Annotated in this window: 15 protein-coding genes and 1 other RNA gene; 6 read left to right on the top strand and 10 right to left on the bottom strand. The window is 68.2% G+C overall.

Features of this window, described 5'->3' with window-relative positions; translation table 11 throughout:
- Positions 1-9 precede the first annotated feature (9 nt).
- From CRM90_RS02805 to CRM90_RS02825, 5 genes are all read right to left on the bottom strand, one after another.
- On the bottom strand, positions 10-2,988 hold the full coding sequence (locus CRM90_RS02805; protein WP_102805495.1) for a bifunctional [glutamine synthetase] adenylyltransferase/[glutamine synthetase]-adenylyl-L-tyrosine phosphorylase: 2,979 nt from the start codon (positions 2,986-2,988) through the stop codon (positions 10-12).
- Positions 2,989-3,044: 56 nt separating this feature from the next.
- Positions 3,045-4,385 carry a type I glutamate--ammonia ligase gene (gene glnA, locus CRM90_RS02810; protein ID WP_102805496.1) on the bottom strand — a complete coding sequence of 447 codons (1,341 nt, stop codon included), beginning with the start codon at positions 4,383-4,385 and terminating at the stop codon, positions 3,045-3,047.
- Between the two features lie 58 nt (positions 4,386-4,443).
- Positions 4,444-5,985, bottom strand: coding sequence for an alpha/beta hydrolase (locus CRM90_RS02815; RefSeq protein WP_502693218.1), 1,542 nt, complete (start codon positions 5,983-5,985; stop codon positions 4,444-4,446).
- 82 nt (positions 5,986-6,067) lie between these two features.
- On the bottom strand, positions 6,068-7,612 hold the full coding sequence (locus CRM90_RS02820) for an alpha/beta hydrolase (RefSeq protein ID WP_102805751.1): 1,545 nt from the start codon (positions 7,610-7,612) through the stop codon (positions 6,068-6,070).
- Positions 7,613-7,670: 58 nt separating this feature from the next.
- Entirely contained in the window at positions 7,671-9,065 is a 1,395-nt protein-coding gene (locus tag CRM90_RS02825; RefSeq protein WP_102805752.1) for a WS/DGAT/MGAT family O-acyltransferase, read from the bottom strand.
- A 173-nt stretch (positions 9,066-9,238) separates the two neighbouring features.
- Between CRM90_RS02825 and panB the strand changes: the two genes are divergently transcribed.
- The gene (panB, locus tag CRM90_RS02830) at positions 9,239-10,081 is read left to right on the top strand and encodes a 3-methyl-2-oxobutanoate hydroxymethyltransferase (protein WP_102805497.1); all 843 of its coding nucleotides are present in this window, start codon (positions 9,239-9,241) and stop codon (positions 10,079-10,081) included.
- Here panB and CRM90_RS02835 read toward each other — a convergent pair.
- On the bottom strand, positions 10,078-10,860 hold the full coding sequence (locus CRM90_RS02835) for an enoyl-CoA hydratase/isomerase family protein (RefSeq protein ID WP_102805498.1): 783 nt from the start codon (positions 10,858-10,860) through the stop codon (positions 10,078-10,080). The two genes, panB and CRM90_RS02835, sit on opposite strands and share 4 nt — an antisense overlap.
- Positions 10,861-10,870: 10 nt before the next feature.
- Positions 10,871-11,479, bottom strand: coding sequence for a TetR/AcrR family transcriptional regulator (locus CRM90_RS02840; protein ID WP_102805499.1), 609 nt, complete (start codon positions 11,477-11,479; stop codon positions 10,871-10,873).
- A gap of 150 nt (positions 11,480-11,629) precedes the next feature.
- Between CRM90_RS02840 and CRM90_RS02845 the strand changes: the two genes are divergently transcribed.
- From CRM90_RS02845 to CRM90_RS02860, 4 genes are read left to right on the top strand one after another with little or no spacing between them, the layout of a single operon-like run.
- A complete protein-coding gene (locus tag CRM90_RS02845; RefSeq protein ID WP_102805500.1) occupies positions 11,630-12,364 on the top strand; it encodes a DUF1989 domain-containing protein in 735 nt (244 codons plus the stop codon).
- A complete protein-coding gene (locus CRM90_RS02850; protein ID WP_102805501.1) occupies positions 12,361-12,972 on the top strand; it encodes an urea amidolyase associated protein UAAP2 in 612 nt (203 codons plus the stop codon). The genes CRM90_RS02845 and CRM90_RS02850 overlap by 4 nt, the downstream gene beginning before the upstream one ends.
- Positions 12,969-14,969: a 5-oxoprolinase/urea amidolyase family protein gene (locus CRM90_RS02855; RefSeq protein WP_102805502.1), complete on the top strand. Its 2,001-nt coding sequence runs from the start codon at positions 12,969-12,971 to the stop codon at positions 14,967-14,969. The genes CRM90_RS02850 and CRM90_RS02855 overlap by 4 nt, the downstream gene beginning before the upstream one ends.
- 35 nt (positions 14,970-15,004) lie before the next feature.
- Positions 15,005-16,525 (top strand): CYTH and CHAD domain-containing protein, encoded by a 1,521-nt coding sequence (locus tag CRM90_RS02860; RefSeq protein WP_102805503.1) that lies wholly within the window; start codon positions 15,005-15,007, stop codon positions 16,523-16,525.
- A gap of 10 nt (positions 16,526-16,535) precedes the next feature.
- On the opposite strand, the gene rnpB is transcribed toward CRM90_RS02860, so the two are convergent.
- An RNA gene (rnpB, locus tag CRM90_RS02865) (RNase P RNA component class A) lies at positions 16,536-16,938 on the bottom strand.
- Positions 16,939-16,957: 19 nt separating this feature from the next.
- A complete protein-coding gene (locus CRM90_RS02870; RefSeq protein ID WP_199189755.1) occupies positions 16,958-17,578 on the bottom strand; it encodes a class I SAM-dependent methyltransferase in 621 nt (206 codons plus the stop codon).
- 48 nt (positions 17,579-17,626) lie between these two features.
- Between CRM90_RS02870 and CRM90_RS02875 the strand changes: the two genes are divergently transcribed.
- A complete protein-coding gene (locus CRM90_RS02875) occupies positions 17,627-18,196 on the top strand; it encodes a helix-turn-helix domain-containing protein (protein ID WP_102805505.1) in 570 nt (189 codons plus the stop codon).
- Between the two features lies 1 nt (position 18,197).
- On the opposite strand, the gene CRM90_RS02880 is transcribed toward CRM90_RS02875, so the two are convergent.
- Entirely contained in the window at positions 18,198-19,283 is a 1,086-nt protein-coding gene (locus CRM90_RS02880; protein ID WP_102805506.1) for a bifunctional RNase H/acid phosphatase, read from the bottom strand.
- Positions 19,284-19,285: the final 2 nt, after the last annotated feature.

Consider the following 19,285-nt stretch of genomic DNA (forward strand, 5'->3'; position numbering starts at 1 on the left):
CCCAGACCCTTAACTTCCGAAGACCCTGAGCACCACGGCTTTTGCGCGCCGTGTCACCCGCAGGTAGTTGTCCAGAAACTCGCCGCCGTCATCGTTGTGCCAGCCCGCGGCCACCGCGACCGCGTTGAGCTGCCGCCCGGGCCCGGGCAGCTGGTCGGTCGGCTTGCCGCGGACCAGAACCAGCGCGTTGCGGGCAGCGGTCGCCGTCAGCCAGGCCTGCCGTAACAGGTCGACGTCGTCCTCGCCAAGCAGTTCGGCGGCGCCGATCGCGTCCAGCGTCTCCAGCGTCGAGGTGTTGTGCAGCGACGGCACCTCGTGGGCGTGGCGCAACTGGAGAAGCTGCACGGTCCATTCGACATCGGCAAGGCCACCGCGGCCGAGCTTGGTGTGAGTGTTGGGGTCGGCGCCCCGCGGCAGCCGTTCGGCGTCCACCCGCGCCTTGACCCGCCGAATCTCCTGCACCGCTTCGGCCGACACCCCGCCGGCCGGGTAACGCGTCTTGTCTGACATCAACACAAAGCGCAGTCCCAGATCCTGATCACCGGCGACCGGATGCGCGCGCAGCAGCGCCTGGACCTCCCACGGCTGCGCCCACTGCTCGTAGTAAGCCTCATACGAGGACAGGGTGCGCACCAGCGGACCCTGACGCCCTTCCGGCCGGAGGTTGGTGTCGACCTCCAAAGGCGGGTCGGCGCTGGGGGTTCCGAGCAACGCGCGCACCTGCTCGGCGATCAGCACCGACCATTTGAGGGCACGGGACTCCTCGACGCCGGGACTGGGCTCGCAGACGAACATCACGTCGGCGTCGGAGCCGTAACCCAGCTCCCTGCCGCCGAGCCGGCCCATCCCGATCACCGCGATCTTGGCCGGCACCTCACCGCCGTCGCGGGTGTTCGCCCGGATCACCGCTTCGAGCGCCGACTGCAGCACCGCCACCCACACCGAGGTCAACGCCGCACAGACGTCGCGGACTTCGAGCATGCCGAGCAGATCGGCGGAGGCCACCCGCGCCAGCTCTCGGCGCCGAAGGGTGCGCGCCGCCGCGATCGCCCGCATCGGATCGACATGGCGGCCACTCGAGGCAACCAACGCCCGGCCGACAACCTCCGGGTCGACGTCGAGCAGCTTGGGACCGGAGGGACCGTCGGCGTACTGCTGGATGACCTCCGGTGCCCGCATCAGCAGTTCCGGCACGTAGGCCGACGTGCCCAGCACCCGCATCAAGCGTTTGGCCACCGCGCTCTCGTCACGCAGAGTGGCCAGATACCAACGCTGTTCGGCCATCGCTTCGCTGATCCGCCGATAGGCCAGCAGCCCACGGTCCGGATCGGGGGTGTCCGACAGCCAGTCCAGCAGCCGCGGCAACAGCACCGACTGCACCCGGCCGCGTCGGCCGCTCTGGTTGACCAGCGCACTGAGGTGGGTCAACGCGGTCTGCGGGCCCTCGTATCCCAGGGCGGCCAGCTGCCGTTCGGCGGCCTCCGGGCTCAACCCTGCCGCAAGGCCTTCCACCGACGGACCGACCGATTCGAGCAGCGGCTGATAGAACAGCTTGGCGTGCAACCGCGACACCCGAACGTTCTGGCGTTTGAGCTCCTCGCGCAGCACGCCCAGCGAGTCGTGGGTGCCGTCGGGCCGGATATGGGCCGCCCGCGCCAGCCACCGCAGCGACTCCTCGTCGTCGGGCGGCGGCAGCGTGTGAGTTCGCTTGAGGCGCTGCAATTGCAGTCGATGTTCGAGCAGCCGCAGGAATTCGTAGGATGCGGTCAGGTTGGCGGCATCATCGCGCCCGACATAGCCACCGGCCGCCAGCGCCGCCAGGGCGGGGACGGTCGAGGAGACGTGCAGCGACTCGTCGGTGCGTCCGTGCACCAATTGCAAGAGCTGGACCGCGAATTCGACGTCGCGCAGCCCGCCCGTCCCGAGCTTGATCTCGCGGTCGCGGAGGTCGGCAGGCACCAGCGCCTCCACCCGCCGGCGCATGGCCTGCACCTCGGGCACGAAATCCTCACGCTCGCAGGCGCTCCACACCATCGGCATGATCGCCGCCATGTACTGCTCCCCCAGCTCGGCGTCCCCGACCGCCGGGCGGGCTTTGAGCAGTGCCTGGAACTCCCAGGTCTTGGCCCATCGCTGGTAGTAGGCGAGGTGCGACTCCAGGGTCCGCACCAGGGCACCCTGCTTGCCTTCCGGACGCAGGCCGGCGTCGACCTCGAAGAAGGTGTCCGACGCCAGCCGGACCATCTCCCCCGCGACCCGAGTGCTCACCGAATCGGCGACCTCACCGACGAAGATGACGTCGACGTCGCTGACGTAGTTCAGTTCGCGCGCACCGCATTTGCCCATCGCGATGACCGCGAGCCGCAGTGGCTCAGCACCTTCCTTGCATACCGTCGCGCTGGCCACCTTCAACGCCGCACCCATGGCGGCGTCGGCGATGTCGGCGAGATGTTCACCGATCGTGGAGAACGCCGGCACCGGCTCGTTCTCCACCGTGGAGGCCGTGTCGAGGGCGGCCAGGACCAGCACCCGATCCCGGTACAGGACACGCAGCGCCGGCATGACCGTCATTGGTTCCGTGCCGAATTCGGCGATGCAGTCGTCGAACAGCCGCCGCAGCTCGGCGGGATCGGGCAGCGTGACGTCACCGGAGAGCAGATGCCACGACTGGGGGTTGGCCACCAGGTGATCACCCAGGGCCAGCGACGAGCCGATCGCCGCGAACAACCGGCCGCGCAGACCGCGATCCTTCAGCAGCGCGGAATTGAGCTGTGGCCAGTCGTCATCCAGCGAATCGGCCAGCCGGACCATCGTCTGCAAGGCGGAGTCGGAGTCGGGTGCACGCGACAGCGACCACAACAGCTCGACATGGTCATCGGTGTCCCAGCCCAACCTGGCCAGGTCGGCAGCGGCGGATGGCTCGACCAGACCGAGCCGGCCCACACTGGGTACGCGCGGGCGCGTCGTCGCTGGTTTGGCCACGTGCACGACGGTATCGCAACAGCGATTGCCGGCGTCGCGACGCTCCTACCCTCCGGAACGGCCTACAGCGACAGGTACGCCTTCAGCTCGTACGGTGTGACGTTGCTGCGGTACTCCTCCCACTCCGCGCGCTTGTTGCGCAGGAAGTAGTCGAAGACGTGCTCGCCCAACGCCTCGGCGACCAGCTCGGAGCTCTCCATCTCCTGCAGGGCAATGCCAAGGCTGGACGGCAGCTCGCGATAACCCATCGCGCGGCGCTCCTCAGGGGTCAGCGTCCACACGTTGTCCTCGGCCTGTGGCCCCAGGACGTAGTTCTTCTCGATACCGCGCAGCCCGGCCGCCAGCAGCACCGCGAACGCCAGATACGGGTTGCAGGCGGAGTCGGGGCTGCGTACCTCGATGCGCCGCGAGGACGCCTTGCTCGGGGTGTACATCGGCACCCGCACCAGCGCGGAACGGTTGGACGCGCCCCACGACGCCGCGGTCGGCGCCTCGCCACCGTGCACCAGCCGTTTGTAGGAGTTGACCCACTGGTTGGTGATCGCGCTGATCTCGCTGGCGTGCTCGAGGATCCCGGCGATGAACGACTTCGCGACGTCGGAGAGCTGCAGCGGATCGTCGGGACTGTGGAAGGCGTTTGTCTCACCCTCGAACAGGCTCATATGGGTGTGCATCGCCGAGCCCGGATATTCGGCGAACGGCTTGGGCATGAACGACGCCCGCACGCCCTCGCCGAGTGCCACCTCTTTGACGAGGTAGCGGAACGTCATCACGTTGTCGGCCATCGACAGCGCGTCGGCGTAGCGCAGGTCGATCTCCTGCTGGCCGGGCGCGCCCTCGTGGTGGCTGAATTCCACCGAGATGCCCATCTGCTCCAGCGCGTCGATGGCGTGGCGGCGGAAGTTCGGCGCCGAATCGTGCACGGCCTGGTCGAAGTAGCCGCCGTTGTCGGCGGGGACGGGCACCGAGCCGTCGTAGGGGCCGGGCTCGAGCAGGAAGAACTCGATCTCGGGGTGCACATAGCAGGAGAAGCCGAGGTCGCTGGCCTTGGCGAGCTGACGGCGCAGCACATGGCGGCTGTCGGCCCAGGACGGCGAGCCGTCGGGCATCGTGATGTCGCAGAACATCCGCGCCGAGTGATGCTGGCCCGCGCTCGTCGTCCACGGCAGCACCTGGAAGGTCGACGGATCCGGGCGCGCGACGGTGTCGGATTCGAAGACCCGGGCGAAGCCCTCGATCGACGATCCGTCGAACCCGATCCCCTCTTCGAACGCGCCTTCCAGCTCGGCGGGCGCGATCGCGACCGACTTGAGGAAACCGAGCACGTCGGTGAACCACAGCCGGACGAACCGGATATCGCGTTCCTCCAGCGTGCGCAGCACAAATTCCTTCTGGCGGTCCATGAATGCGAGCGTATGCAGCGGGTGTTAATTCCGTGTTACGGCGCTGCTGCAGTCGTCATCAACAGCGCAGATTGCCCGGCACCGTCTGGTCGACGAAGTAGTTCACGATCGCCGAGTCGACGCACAGGTTGCCGTTGAACACGGCGGTGTGCTGAGTGCCGTCGAAGGTGATCAACGGTGCGTTGAGTTCTCGGGCCAGGTTGACCCCGGCCTCGTACGGCGTGGCGGGGTCGTGCGTCGTGGAGACGACGACGACGCTGCCGGGCGGCGCGGGAGTGGCGGGATGCGGTGCCGAGGTGGGCGGCACCGGCCAGAACGCGCAGATGTCGCGGGGCGCCAGACCGGTGAACTGACCGTAGGCCTGGAACGGCGCCAGCTCGCGAGTGCGGCGGTCGATGTCGGCCCATGTCGCCGGATCGGTCGGAGTGGGGCTATCGACGCAGCGCACGGCGTTGAACGCGTCCTGCCCGTTGCTGTAGTGGCCGTACGGATCGCGGCCGTCGTATTCGTCGGCCAGCATCAGCAGATCACCGGCGTCGGTCTTGCGTTGCAGTCCCAACAGACCGCTGGTGAGGAATTTCCAGTACTGCGGGGTGTACAGCGCGTTGAAGGTACCGGTGATGGCGTCCTGATAGCTCAGGCCTCGCGGATCGGATGTCTTGGCCGGCTTGGTCACCAGCGGATCGATCAGCTGGTGATACCGGTCCACCCAGTGCGCCGGATCGGTGCCGAGCGGGCAGCCCGCCGATTTGGCGCAGTCGGCGGCGTAGTCGTTGAACGCCACCTGAAAGCCGGTCATCTGCTCGATGATCGAGTCGACCGTGTTCTGCGCGGGATCGATCGCCCCGTCGAGAACCATCGTGCGAACCCGGTCAGGGAACTTCTCCAGGTACGCGGTACCCAGCTCGGTGCCGTAGCTGAACCCGAGGTAGTTGATCCGGTCGTCGCCGAGGACCTGGCGAACTGTGTCCATATCCTTTGCGGCCGAATCGGTTCCGACGCCGGCCAGGAATGCGGTGCCCATCTTGTCCGCGCATTCCTTGACGTAGTCGCGGTTGATCTGTTCGATCGCGGCAACCCCGGCGGGGCTGTAGTCGACCATCGGGTTCCTGCGCCAGGCGTCGAACTGGGCGTCTGTGCGGCAGCGCACGGACGGCGTCGAGTAGCCCACCCCGCGCGGGTCGAATCCAACGATGTCGAAGTGCTCGGCGATCGGGCTACCGGCCAACGCGAACGCCATCCCGGCGGCCGAGTCGACCGCCGAGGCGCCGGGTCCACCCGGGTTGACGAACAGCGCGCCGATGCGCTGGCCGCTGGCCGGGACCTTGATGACCGCCAACTGTGCTTGTGGCCCAGTGGGATCGGCGGCGGTGATCGGCACGGGTACGGCGGTGCACTGCGCACTCGGGAGGTCCTGGGCGTTGTCGCCCAGGAAGCGCTGGCAGCTTCCCCACGTAACTTGTGGCGCTGTCGTCTGACCGGCTCCGGGGTTCGGGGCGGCAACAACCGGCGGGGCCATGACACCGGCCGCCAGTGAAACACAGAGTGAACCCAAGAACGCAGCCGAGCCGAGCCGGCTCGTGCGTCGCATGGCGATCATCGTCCCACGGCCGCGCGGTCGGTATGACCGCGAGCCGGTCACACTCCGATCTCAGATGCGGTCGAACAGCCGGTGATTCGCGTCAGCACGTGGCGCCGGGCGGGGGCAGCTTCAGGTCGACGAGGTAGGCGGCGGCGTAGTTGTCGACGCAGGTGTTGCCCTGGAAGACCACCGTGTGCTGAGTTCCTTTGAAGGTCAGCAGCGCTCCGCCGAGCTGCTTGGCCAGGTCGACTCCCGCCTGATACGGCGTCGCCGGATCGTTGGTCGTCGAAACCACCAGCACCGGGGGCAGCCCTGGCGCTTTGACCGCATGCGGCGTGCTGGTCGGCGGCACCGGCCAGAAGGCGCAGGTGCTCAGCGGGGCGTGCCCGGTGAAGTCGCCGTAGCTCATGAACGGCGCGACCTCGCGCATCTTCTTGTCTTCCGCGATCACCTTCTGCCGGTCGGTGATCGGCGGCTGGTCCACGCAGTTCACCGCGATACGCGCGTCGGTGGCGTTGGTGTAGTGGCCCCTGGCATCCCGGCGCATGTACATGTCGGCCAGCGCCAGCATGGTGTCACCGCGGCCCCTCGTCATCTCGGTCAGGCCCTGGGTCAGGTGCCGCCACAGATTCGGCGAATAGAGCGCCATGATCGTGCCGATGATCGCGTCGCTGTAGCCCAGCCCGCGCGGGTCGGAGGTCGGCAGTGGCCTGTCCACCAACGGGTCGACCAGGCTGCGGTAGACGTCGACGGCCTTGTCGGCGTCGTTGCCCAACGGGCAACTCGGATCCTTCACGCAGTCGGCGGCATAGTCGTTGAAAGCCTGCTGGAATGCCGCGGCCTGATCGATGTCGGCCTGGATCGGGTCGGCGTTGGGATCGACGGCGCCGTCGAGGATCATCGCGCGCACCTTGTCCGGGTACGCCTCGGCGTACGCCGAGCCGATCCGGGTGCCATAGGAGTAGCCGAGATAGGTGAGCTTGTCGTCGCCGACGGCGGCACGCAACGCATCGAGATCCTTGGCGACATTGGCGGTGCCGACGTTCTCCAGGAAGTCCTTGCCCATCTTGTCGACGCAGCGCTGGACAAAGGCCTTGGTCTCGTTCTCGATGTGTTCAACGCCCTTGGGGCTGTAGTCGACCTGGGGATCGGCCCGGAGGCGATCGTTGTCGGCGTCGGAGTTGCACCACAGCGCCGGGGTCGACGAGCCCACGCCGCGCGGGTCGAAGCCGACCATGTCGAAGCCCTGCCGTACCGAACTGGGCAGGTTCTCCACGATGCTGGATGCGGCCTCGATGCCGGACTCGCCCGGGCCGCCCGGGTTGATGATGAGCGAGCCGATCTTCTGGCCGGTTGCCGGGAAGCGGATCAGAGCCAGCGTCGCCGCCGGGCCGTCCGGCTTGGCGTAGTCCACGGGCACGGCGATCTTGCCGCACTCGGCCCCGGCCGGGATCGGCAACGCGTTGCCGCCGCCGCCACCGGCCACCCGGCACGGGCCCCACTGCACGGGTTGCCCGATCTGCGGTCCGGCGAGCACGGCCATGCCCGACACCGTGGAGCTGCAGCCGGCACTCACGACGAGCGTGGCCACGGCGGGGAGCACCAGGGCGGCGCGGACAGCGCGTGATCTCCTGTCAAGCCTCATGGCAAACATGCTGCCATGCTCGGCGGGGGTGCCTTGCACACCGACCCGCCCGGGCAGCTCATCTGGTCGCGTCGAGCAGTTCCTTCATGCCGACGGCGAAGTCGTCGGCCAGGTCCCAGAGATCCGGTAGGAGCTCGGGGCAGCTGATCAATCCGACGTCGAGTTTGCCGTTGAGCGACATCACCGTGATGTTCAATCCGGAGCCGTGGAAGATCGGCCCCAGCGGATACATCGCGCTGACTTCGGCGCCCAGGAAGTACAGCGGAATCTGCGGGCCGGGCACGTTGGACACCACGAGGTTGTGCACCGGGCGGGACTCGGTCAAGCTGCTTCGGGCGTACACCCGCATCGCGATGCCGAAGACGGCCGGGCCGGCGAACTGGCTCCAGTCCTGCAGCAGGGTCGCCCCGATCGCCGAGCTGTGTTCCTTGGCGGTGGTATTCGCCTCGGCGATAGCCTTCAGCCGTTCGGCCGGATCGGCGATGTGGGTCTCCAGCTTGGTGAACATGCCGGATACCTGGTTGCGGCCCGGCCGATCCGAGCGGTCGTGCACCGACACCGGGACCATGGCCACCAGCGACGCCTCGGGAAGTTCGTCTCGGTCCAGCAGGAACTGCCGCAGCACCCCGGCGACCAGGGCCATCACCACATCGTTGACCTTGACCCCGAAGTGGTTCTTGACGGTCTTGATGTCCTCGAAGTCCAGTTCGGCGAACGCGACATTGCGATGGGCGGTGACGCTGGCGTTGAACTTGGTCTGCGGTGCGGCGAACGGCGCCGCCATCGCCCGGCCGCCGACCGCGCGCTGGATGGTGTCGATGACGGTCGTGACCGTGCCGGGCAGCACCTTGGTGGCCAGCGTCAGGGGCCGGGTGGCGAACCGGCCCAGCCCGCCGAGCGCGATGCGCAGCTGGTTGGTGTCGCCCTGTCCGTCGACCGGGTCCGGCGGCGGGGCGTCGGGTTCGGTGCTGCACAGCTGCGACATCAGATTGGCACCGGTAACCCCGTCGACCGCGGCATGGTGGACCTTCGTGAGCACGGCGAGCCGTCCGCCGTTGCGGGCGTCGGTACCGCCGACACCCTCGATGACCCAGGTCTCCCACAGCGGGTGGCGGCGATCCAGCGGCAGCGAGGCCAGATGGCCGCAGATCTCGCCCAGCTCGACCCGGCCGCCGGGTGCGGGCAGGCCGATGCGGTGCAGATGGCGGTCGATATCGAAGTGCTCGTCTTCCACCCACACCGGATGGTCGAGATTGAGGAAGCTGTTGGCGAGTCGTTCGCGGAAACTCGGAATTGCCTTGACCCGCAAGGCCAATTCGTCGCGAAGTCGCTCGAAGCTGTAACCGCCGGGGATCGTGGACGCGTCGAGCTCCAGGATCGAACACACATGCAGGGGCTGTGAGGGGGTTTCGAGATAGAGGAAGCTGGCATCGAGGCCGCTGAGTCGCTGCAGGTGTTGCACCATGCCCGCGATCGTATGCCGGTGCAGCGAGAACAGGTGTGAGAAAGTCCACTTCACTGTTCGTTCACCTTTGTGTGCGGTGGTGGCACACTTGAGGGCGTCAAGCGAACCCGGGGACCCGGATGGGCCTCGAGGATCGGCAAAGACGATCACTAGGGACAAAGATGTCTGAACAGACTGTCTACGGCGGCGCTTCCTCGTCGCCTGTTTCGCGTACCAAGGTCCGTACTCACCACCTGCTGAAGTGGAAGTCCGAAGGTCACAAGTGGGCGATGCTCACCGTCTACGACTACTCCACTGCCCGCGCCTTTGACGAAGCCGGCATCCCCGTGCTGCTGGTCGGCGATTCCGCGGCCAACGTCGTCTACGGCTACGACACCACCGTGCAGGTTTCGGTCGACGAGTTGATCCCGCTGGTTCGGGGCGTCGTCCGCGGCGCGGAGCACGCGCTCGTCGTCGCTGATCTGCCGTTCGGCAGCTACGAGGAAGGGCCCACCCAGGCCCTGCGCACCGCGACCCGCTTCATGAAGGAGACGGGTGCCCACGCGGTGAAGCTCGAGGGCGGCGAGCGGGTCGCCGAGCAGATCGCAACCTTGAGCGCCGCGGGAATTCCGGTGGTCGCCCATATCGGGTTCACCCCGCAGAGCGTCAACGGGCTGGGCGGGTTTCGCGTCCAGGGCCGCGGCGACGCCGCCGAGCAGACCATTCACGACGCGATCGCGGTCCAGGAGGCCGGTGCCATCGCCGTGGTGATGGAGATGGTGCCCGCCGAGCTGGCCACCCAGATCACCGGCAAGCTGACGATCCCGACCATCGGCATCGGCGCCGGGCCCAACTGCGATGCGCAGGTGCTGGTCTGGCAGGACATGGCCGGACTCACCAGCGGCAAGACAGCCAAGTTTGTCAAGCGATTCGGTGATGTCGGCGGCGAATTACGCCGCGCGGCAACGCAATACGCCGAAGAAGTGGCGACAGGTGCGTTCCCGGCCGAGGAGCACAGCTTCTAGCTGAACTGGGGCGCGCGCTTGTTGAGGAAGGCGTCGATGCCCTCGCGGCCGTCGGCACTGTCGGCACACGCCGCGATCAGCCGGCCCTCCAGCTCCATTTGCTCCTCGAGCCCACTGCCGAACGTGGTCAGCATCAGCTTCTTGACAGCCGCACCGGAACCCTTTGCCGCAGAAGCGATCTGCTCGGCCAGCACCTGAGCCCGAGCCTCCAGATCGTCGGCGGGGACCACTTCGGTGACCAGACCCCAGTCGGCGGCTTCGGCCGCCGTCAACGTCCGGTTGGTGAGCATCAGCTCCTGGGTGCGGCGCACGCCGATGATGCGGGGCAGGAAGTACGAGGAGCTGCCGTCGGGGCTCAGCCCGGCTTTGGTGTAGGCCATGGTGAACGATGCGGTGTCGGCGGCCAGCACCAGATCCCCCGCCACCGCAAGGCTGAACCCGGCGCCCGCGGCCACGCCGTTGACCGCCGTGATCACCACGGCATCCATCCGGGCCAGCGTCGAGATCGCGCGGTGCAGATCGTCGGCGATGCCCTTGACGAATCGGCCCGGACCCAACGGGGATGCCGCCATCGCCTTGAGGTCTCCCCCGGCGCAGAAGAACCGGCCGGCTCCGGTGAGCACGACGGCCTTGACCTCCGCCACGTCGCAGCGAACGGCGACCTGCGCGAGTTCGGCGGTCATCACGTCGTTCATACCGTTGGCGGCCTCGGGCCGGTTCAGCGCGATCCGCGCGATCGGACCGGCCTGATCGAAGGACAACGTCTGGTAGTCGCTCACGGCCGGAACGTTAGCAACCGAGGATTCGCAGGGCGGCATCGGCAATCACAGCGGGCGTTTCGGGCGTGCACTCCTCATTGTCGGAGCGCCGGTTGATCACCGACTCGACAACGCGGAACGGAAGGTCGTCGGCTTCGGCGATCCCGTCGCACTCGGAAATCACCTGCGCCGCGAGCGCACGGTACCGGCGCCGCAACTCCTCACGGCTGGCGCGAAACTGCGCGAACCGCTCGATGCGCAGTTCCGGCAGCAGGTAGAGCGCGCCGAGGTTCCAGCGGCTGGCGCACAGCTGCGAGCAGTCCGCGATCACCAGGGCGCGCAGTCTGGTCTTGGCCGGCCCGGCACCGGTCAGCAGGTCGCCGGCCAGCCGCAGCGCCTCGTCGACCGTTCCGGCCAGCAATGCCTCGAGGATGTCGTCCTTGGTGGCGAAGTGGTGGTAGAGCGATGCCTGGCGGATACCCACCGCGTCGGCGATCCGCCTGGTCGACGTCCCGGCGTACCCGATCGTGGTGAAGAGCTCGGCGGCGGCGTCCAGGATCTCCTCGCGGGCGGTGTTGCCGGGCCGGCGGGACTGTTCGAGCCGGGGCCGGCCGCGCCCGTCATGGCCCTGGCTGCGCATACGCCATTCTGGCACTCGGCGTCGTCGGCGAATACCTGTCATTTGATCGAAATGCAGTCAACCCAGTCGTTACACCGGCGACATTCCCCGGGAACGGCACGTGAGAAAACTTTCACTTGACAGGTAATCGGCCAACTCAGGAGTGCCACGATGACAACCGCGTCGACCGACGGCGCCCGCTCACACGCGCGTTCCCAAGCGAACGACGCCACCATGCGGGTGCCCGTCCTGCCCGACGGAGTGGACGGCACCCGGCTGCTCTGGGCCGAGTCCGTGCCCGCGGAGTCCTACGCCAGCCGGGTGCTCGGCCGCGGTACCCGCCTGCGCCTGGCCGATCCCGACGGCGGCGCCTGCGCGCACCTGCTGCTGTTCCGGGCCGACGCCTCCTGGGAGCGGCTCAACGTCGCCGACACCATGAAGGTCCCGTGGCAGGCCTACCTCGGCGTGGGCCATCCGCTGTTGTCCGATCAGGGTCGCGTGCTGGCGACGGTCGTCGCCGACAGTTCCGGCCACCACGACCTGCTGTGCGGATTGCCTGCCGCCGGACAGCCCGCGATGCTGCTGGCCGCGATCAAGCACGGAATGGACATTCGCGACGTGGCACCGTCGGCGACGCTGTTCAAGGGTGTTCGAGTCGAGGACACCGGAGCACTGACATTCACCGGATCGGCGGGCCCAGGCACGGCCGTGGAGCTGCTGATCCATCTGCCCGTCATCGTCGCCGTGGTCAACACCGCACACCCCTTGGATCCACAGCCCGAGGTGACCGGACTCGACATCCTGGCCTGGCGTGCCGACGAGGAGCTGACCACCCCGGTGAACACAGATCCCGAATACCTCCGAGCTCTGTTCAACACCGAAACCACCTGGGCGGCAGCACAATGATTCTCGACGAGATCGTCGCGGCGTGCGCACCGTGGTCGGCCATCCTGCGGGCCGGCCAGTGCCTGCAGATCATCGATCTGCACGGCAACCAGGCGGTGGACACCCTGTTCTACGGCGTCACCGGTGACCGGGTCGATCCGGCCGGGCGGTACAGCGCGCAGGCCACCATCGCCGCGCAGCGCAACATCTTCCTGACCACCGGCTCGGTGCTGCGGGCCGCCGACGGCAGGCCGTTGGTGACGATCATTGCCGACGAGGTGGGCAACCACGACACCATCGCCGGCGCCTGTTCCAAGGAATCGAACACCTTGCGCTACGGCCATCACACCGTGCATCAGCATGCCTGCGCCGAGAACTTCCTCGCCGAAGCCGCCAAGTGGGGCATGGGCAAGCGCGACATCGTCTCCAACGTCAACTTCTTCATGAACGTGCCCGTCGAAGCCGACGGCACCCTGGGCATCGTCGACGGACTGTCGGCGCCGGGCAAGTCGCTGACGGTGCGCGCCGACACCGACACCCTGGTGCTGGTGTCGAACTGCCCGCAGATCAACAACCCCTGCAACGGATTCGACCCCACCCCGGTGCGGATGGTGATCACCGACTCATGACCACCCTCGAAGTACAGCGGGCTGGCCTCCTGACCACCGTCCAGGATTGGCCCGGCCGCGTCGGCTACTGGAATGTCGGCGTGCCGCCGTCGGGGCCGATGGATGATCTGTCCTTCCGCGTCGGCAACCGGGTGCTCGGCAACCCCGAAGGTGCCGCAGGCCTCGAATGCACGAAAGCCGGTCCCGCGCTGAGCTTCCCGAACGGTGCCCGGGTGTGTGTCACGGGGGCGGCAGCTCCGGTCACCGTCAACGGCGAGCCGGTGCCGCAGTGGCAGTCGGTACCGGTGCCGCCTGGTGGGGTGCTGGACATCGGAGTGGTCGACGGCCCCGGCATGCGCTGCTACGTGCTGATCGCCGGCGGTGTGTGCGAGGACGAATACCTGGGCAGCACAGCAACGTTCACGCTGGGTTGCTTTGGTGGCCACGACGGTCGCCCGCTGCGCGCCGGCGACAGGCTGACCATCGGTGACGATCCCGGACCTGCCACGGCACGGCCGGCCCGCGCCGCCATCGACGAGCAGCCCGCGATCGGTCACCGCTGGCAACTTGCAGTCACCGAAGGCCCGCACGGCGCACCGGAATTCTTCACCCGCGCCGACATGGCGACGATCGTCGGCACGGACTACACCGTGCACTTCAACTCCGATCGCACCGGTGTCCGCCTCGTGGGCCCGAAGCCGCAGTGGGCCCGCACCGACGGTGGCGAAGCCGGTTTGCACCCGTCGAACATCCACGACAATGCCTACTGCGTAGGAACTTTGGACTTCACCGGCGACACCCCGATCCTGCTCGGCCCGGACGGCCCAAGCCTCGGCGGATTCGTCTGCCCGGTCACCGTCGTGCGCGGCGACCGCTGGAAGCTCGGACAGATGGCACCCGGCGACACCGTGCGCTTCGTCCCGGTGCGCGCCGACCGGGCTCCATCACTGGGCAGTATCGGCGCCGACCGACGGGCGTCGATGCCGCTGGTGATCTCGACCTCCAGCGACGCCGACGACGGTGTGCTGACCCGATTCGTCGGCGCCGAGGGCACCGACGTGACCGTCCGCCGTGACGGCGACGGCGGTGTCCTCGTCGAATACGGGCCCATGGTGCTGGACCTGGCCATGCGCGCCCGGGTCCACGTGCTGTACGAATCACTGTCGGCCAGCGCGGTTCCCGGCGTCACCGAACTGACCCCTGGCGTGCGATCGCTGCAGGTTCAGTTCGACCCGGCCGTGCTGAGCGCGCCGGAGTTGGTCGATCTGCTGGCCCGAACCGAGGAAACCCTGCCCGCCACCGACCAGCTGGTGGTGCCCAGCCGCACCGTACGTCTGCCGCTGTCATGGGACGACCCCGCCACCCACGAGGCTATTCAGCGCTATATGCATGGTGTGCGCGCCGACGCCCCGTGGTGCCCGTGGAACATCGAATTCATCCGGCGTATCAACGGTTTGGCCGATGTGCAGCGGGTGCACGACACCGTCTACGACGCCCAGTATCTGGTGCTGGGCCTCGGCGACGTCTACCTCGGCGCACCGGTGGCCACCCCGCTGGATCCCCGCCACCGGCTGGTGACGACCAAGTACAACCCGGCACGCACCTGGACACCGGAGAACGCCGTCGGGATCGGTGGGGCCTATCTGTGCATCTACGGCATGGAGGGTCCGGGCGGCTACCAGTTCGTCGGCCGCACCACGCAGGTGTGGAACCACCGCCATCCGCAGGACTCGCGCTCGTTCGAGCCCGGAACACCGTGGCTGCTGCGTTATTTCGACCGGATCAGCTTCTATCCGGTCAGCGCCGAGGAATTGCTGGACCTGCGCGCCGACATGGCTGCGGGCCGCGGTTGCGTCGACATCGTCGACGGCACGTTCTCGATGCCGGATTATCAGCGCTTCCTGACACTGAACGCCGACGGCATCGCCGAGTTCCGGGCCCAGCAGGCCGAGGCGTTCACCGCCGAACGCCGGGCCTGGGATCAGGCCGGCGAGTTCGCCGGTCAGCTGGCCAGCTGACCTCGTGTTCACCTGGATATGACACCCTGAGCGGCATGGGTTCGGGTACTGCGGGCAAAAATCGCCATGTCGAGGTGGAGCGCAAGTTCGACGTCCCCGGCGGGGCGACGCTGCCGTCGTTCGACGGGCTCTCGGCGGTGGCACGCGTGGAGCGGCAGCCCGCGCAATCGCTCGACGCGGTGTATTTCGACACCCCGGATCGCGATCTCAACGCCCATCGGATCACGCTGCGCCGCCGCACCGGCGGCCCCGATGCGGGCTGGCACCTGAAGCTGCCCGCCGGGCCGGACGCCCGAACTGAGGTGCACGCGCCGCTGGACAGCTCCCCCGAGGGCGGAGACTCGGTACCCACCGATCTGCTGGACATCGTGCTCGCCGTGGTGCGGGACCGCCCACTGGCCCCGGTGGCCCGGATCTCGACGACCCGCAACGTGGTGATGCTCTACGACGGAGACGGCGCGGCGCTGGCCGAGTTCTGCGACGACGAGGTGAGTGCGTGGGCGCTCGGGAGCGGCGGCGAGACCGGGGAGGAACAGCGTTGGCACGAGTGGGAGCTGGAGCTGGTCGACGGCGAGATCGACGGCGGGCGCGACCTGCTGAAGCGGCTGGGGAATCGGCTGCTCGACGCCGGAGCCGTGCCGGCCGGCCACGGATCAAAGCTGGCGAAGGTGCTGGAGACGGCGGGTACGGCGGCGGAGGTGCCCGACGAGAACGAGGCGTCCCGCGACCCGGTGCATCAGGCGGTCGCCGAGCAGGTCGGCGAGCTGCTGGTGTGGGACCGCGCGGTGCGCGCGGACACCTACGACTCGGTCCATCAGATGCGGGTCACCAGCCGCAAGATCCGCAGCTTGTTGCAGGCCTCCGAGGACGCCTTCGGGTTGAGCGATGACGCCTGGATCCTCGACGAGCTGCGCCAGCTTGCCGGTGTGCTGGGTGTCGCCCGCGATGCCGAGGTGCTCGCCGAACGGTATGAGGCCGCGCTGACGGCACTGCCGGCCGACTTGATCCGCGGCCCGGTGTATGAGCGTCTGGTGTCCGGGGCTCAGCGCAGCTATCAGGCCGGCTTGCGGCGCTCGCTGGCCGCGATGCGGTCGACCCGGTACTTCCGGCTACTCGACGCGCTGGAGGCGCTGGTGGCCGCGCAGCCGCCGCCTGCGGCACCGGGCGAGGAACCCAAGCCGGTCAGCATCGACTCGGCGTACAAGCGGGTGAACAAGGCGGCCAAGAACGCCGCCCGGGCCACCGAGGACCGCGATGAGGCGTTGCACCGAATTCGCAAGGGCGCCAAGCGACTCCGGTATGTCGCTGCGGCCACCGGCGAGCCCAAGGTGTCGGACCGGGCCAAGACCATCCAGACTCTGCTCGGCGATCACCAGGACAGTGTGGTCAGCCGCACGCATCTGGCCCAGCAGTCGCTTGCGGCGCACGCCGCGGGCGAGGACACCTTCACCTACGGCCTGCTGTATCAGCAGGAGGATGACCTCGCGAACCGCTGCCGCGAACAGCTCGACGATGCGCTGAGCGCACTGCGCAAGACATTCAAGAAATCGCACTAGCTGCGGTGAGCGAACGAGTTGGCCTCTAAGCCGGATTCTGTCCCGTCCCGCCCCGGCTGACCGGGGCAGGACGGCGGCGACCATCCATCTGGGCACACCGTCACCGGGTACCTCGAGCGGCCTACCCGCAGGCTCGGGCGAGCAGCCCTCGATCGCCTGCGCAGCCGCACCAGGTGCGGCCTCTTGGCCTTGCTTCGGGTGGGGTTTACCAAGCCATCCCGGTCACCCGGAATGCTGGTGCGCTCTTACCGCACCGTTTCACCCTTACCGCCCCACCTAATCCTTCAGGCGTGGCGGCGGTCTGTTTTCTGTGGCACTGTCCCGCGAGTCACCTCGGATTGCCGTTAGCAATCACCCTGCTCTGTGAAGTCCGGACTTTCCTCGACTAACGTCGCGGCCGCCCGGCCAACTCGTTCGCCTGAACACGGTAGCTCATTTGCGGCGCAGCTGGATGATGTTGTCGTCCAGGGTGGCGGGCTGACCCTCGGGCCCGGCCACGTCGCGCTGGGCGGTCCCCACCCGGACCCTCTCCCACTCGGTGTCGTCGAGGGCCAGGCCGGCCAGCACCTCGTCAGGCGCCGGGAATTCGTGGTGCTGGACCTCTTCCGGCGCCCATGGCGGCGCACCACCGTGGTCGACGATCAGCAGCGTTCCGCCGGGCGCCACGGTCGCCGCCGCGCGGCGCAGGATCGCGGGCCGGTCCATTTCGAGGGTGGTGTGGAAGAAGTGCGCCGACACCAGGTCGAAGGGCCCCTCGGGCAGCGTCCGGGTCAGGTCGTGTTGCTGAAAGTCGATGCGCTCCAACACTCCTCGCGCCGCAGCGTCTTCCGCCGCGCGGGCCAGGGCGGTGGTGGACACGTCGACGGCGACGACGTGCCAGCCGTGCTCGGCCAGCCACATGGCGTCGCCGCCCTCGCCGCAGCCCAGATCCAGTGCGCGCGAACCGGTCAGCGGTTCGACGATTTCGGCGAGACGCGCGTTGGGGCGCCCACTCCAGATCCGTGGCTTCTCCGCGTAGCGCGTCTCCCAGTGGGTGTGGTGATCAGTAGTCATGCTCATCAGCTTGCCGGTGCCGCCCCAGAAGTGGCAATGTCTTTTGCCATGCAGGCAAACGATGACGTCGATCTGCGGGTGCGCAGGCGGCTGCGGGAACTGCGCGGCCGGCTCGGTCTGACACTGGAGGACGTCGCGTCCCGGGCCGGTATCGACGTCTCCACGCTGAGCCGGCTGGAATCGGGCAAGCGCCGGCTGGCCCTCGATCACCTGCCCCGGCTGGCCGCAGCGCTGTCGGTCAGCGCCGACGAGCTGCTCGGCGCACCCCCGGCCGCCGACCCCCGGGTGCGGGCGGCGTCGCACACCAGGCACCTGGTCACGTACTGGCCGCTGACCCGCCACAGCGGGGCGGGCGGGCCGCAGGCCTTCAAGATCCGCATCAACCCGCGCCGGCGTACCCCACCGGCCGACTTGCCCACCCATGAAGGGCAGGAATGGCTTTACGTGCTCTCCGGACGCCTGCAGCTGATCCTCGGCGAGCAGAATTTCGTGATCGAGCCCGGTGAGGCCGTGGAGTTCAGCACCTGGACACCGCATTGGTTCGGCGCCGTCGACGGCCCGGTGGAGGCCATCATCCTGTTCGGCCCGCACGGCGAACGCGTGCACATGCGGGATTAGCTCAGGCCAGGTACGACGTCTGGTTCACCAGCCGCACCGAGGCGCCGCCGTCGGGATAGAACTCCGCGATGCTCAGCGACGCGAGGTCCAGGTGCAACCGGTGCAGGATGCTCGGCCCGGCGTCGAGCGCCAGCCGCAGCAGTGTCTTGATCGGCGTCACGTGCGAGACCACCAGCACGGTGGCGCCGGGATTCTCGGCGATGATGCGGGCCCGGACCCGCTGGATCCGTTCTTCGACGTCGACGAAGCTCTCCCCGTCCGGCGGACGCAGACCGGTGTCCCGCAACCAACGGCCGTGCAACTCCGGATCGCGCTCCCTGGCCTCGGCGAACGTCAGGCCTTCCCACGCGCCGAAGTCCGTCTCGATCAGGTCATCGTCGACCGTCACCGTCAGCCCCAGCGCCGCGGCGGCGGCCGACGCGGTGTCGTAGGCGCGCTGCAACGGCGAGCTGATCACCACGTCGACGCCACCGCCCCCGGCCAGGTATTTGGCCGCCGCCTCGGCCTGACGCCGGCCGGTGTCGGTGAGTTCGGGGTTGCCGCGACCCGAATACCTTCGCTGCCGGGAGAATTCGGTCTGGCCGTGCCTCAACAGCAGCATGCGGGTCGGGGCGCCCTGGTTGCCTGTCCACGCCGCGGGCGGAACCGCGACCGCACCAGCCGGCGGATCGGCCACGGTGGACTGCTGTTCACGGTCCATCGCCTCGTTGGCCAGCCGGTCTGCGTAGGAGTTCTGCTCGCGTGGAATCCATTGGTAGGTAACCGAATCGAACGTCGAGGCCAGCGCGCGCGCCTGCTGGTGCAGCTCGGCCATCGCGGCGTGCTTGACCTTCCAGCGGCCGGACATCTGCTCCACGACGAGCTTCGAGTCCATCGAGACGGCAACCTCGTCGGCCCCGAGCCGGCGGGCCTCCTCCAGAGCTGCGATCAGCCCACGGTATTCGGCGACATTGTTGGTGGTGATGCCGATCGCCTGGCCGTGCTCGGCCAGCACGGTCTGGTGGTCGGCCGACCACACGACACAGCCGTAGCCCGCCGGCCCGGGGTTGCCGCGGGACCCGCCGTCGGCCTCGATGAGAACGCGCACGG

The sequence above is a fragment of the Mycobacterium sp. ENV421 genome, from assembly GCF_002887815.1.
Taxonomy (GTDB): Bacteria; Actinomycetota; Actinomycetes; order Mycobacteriales; family Mycobacteriaceae; genus Mycobacterium.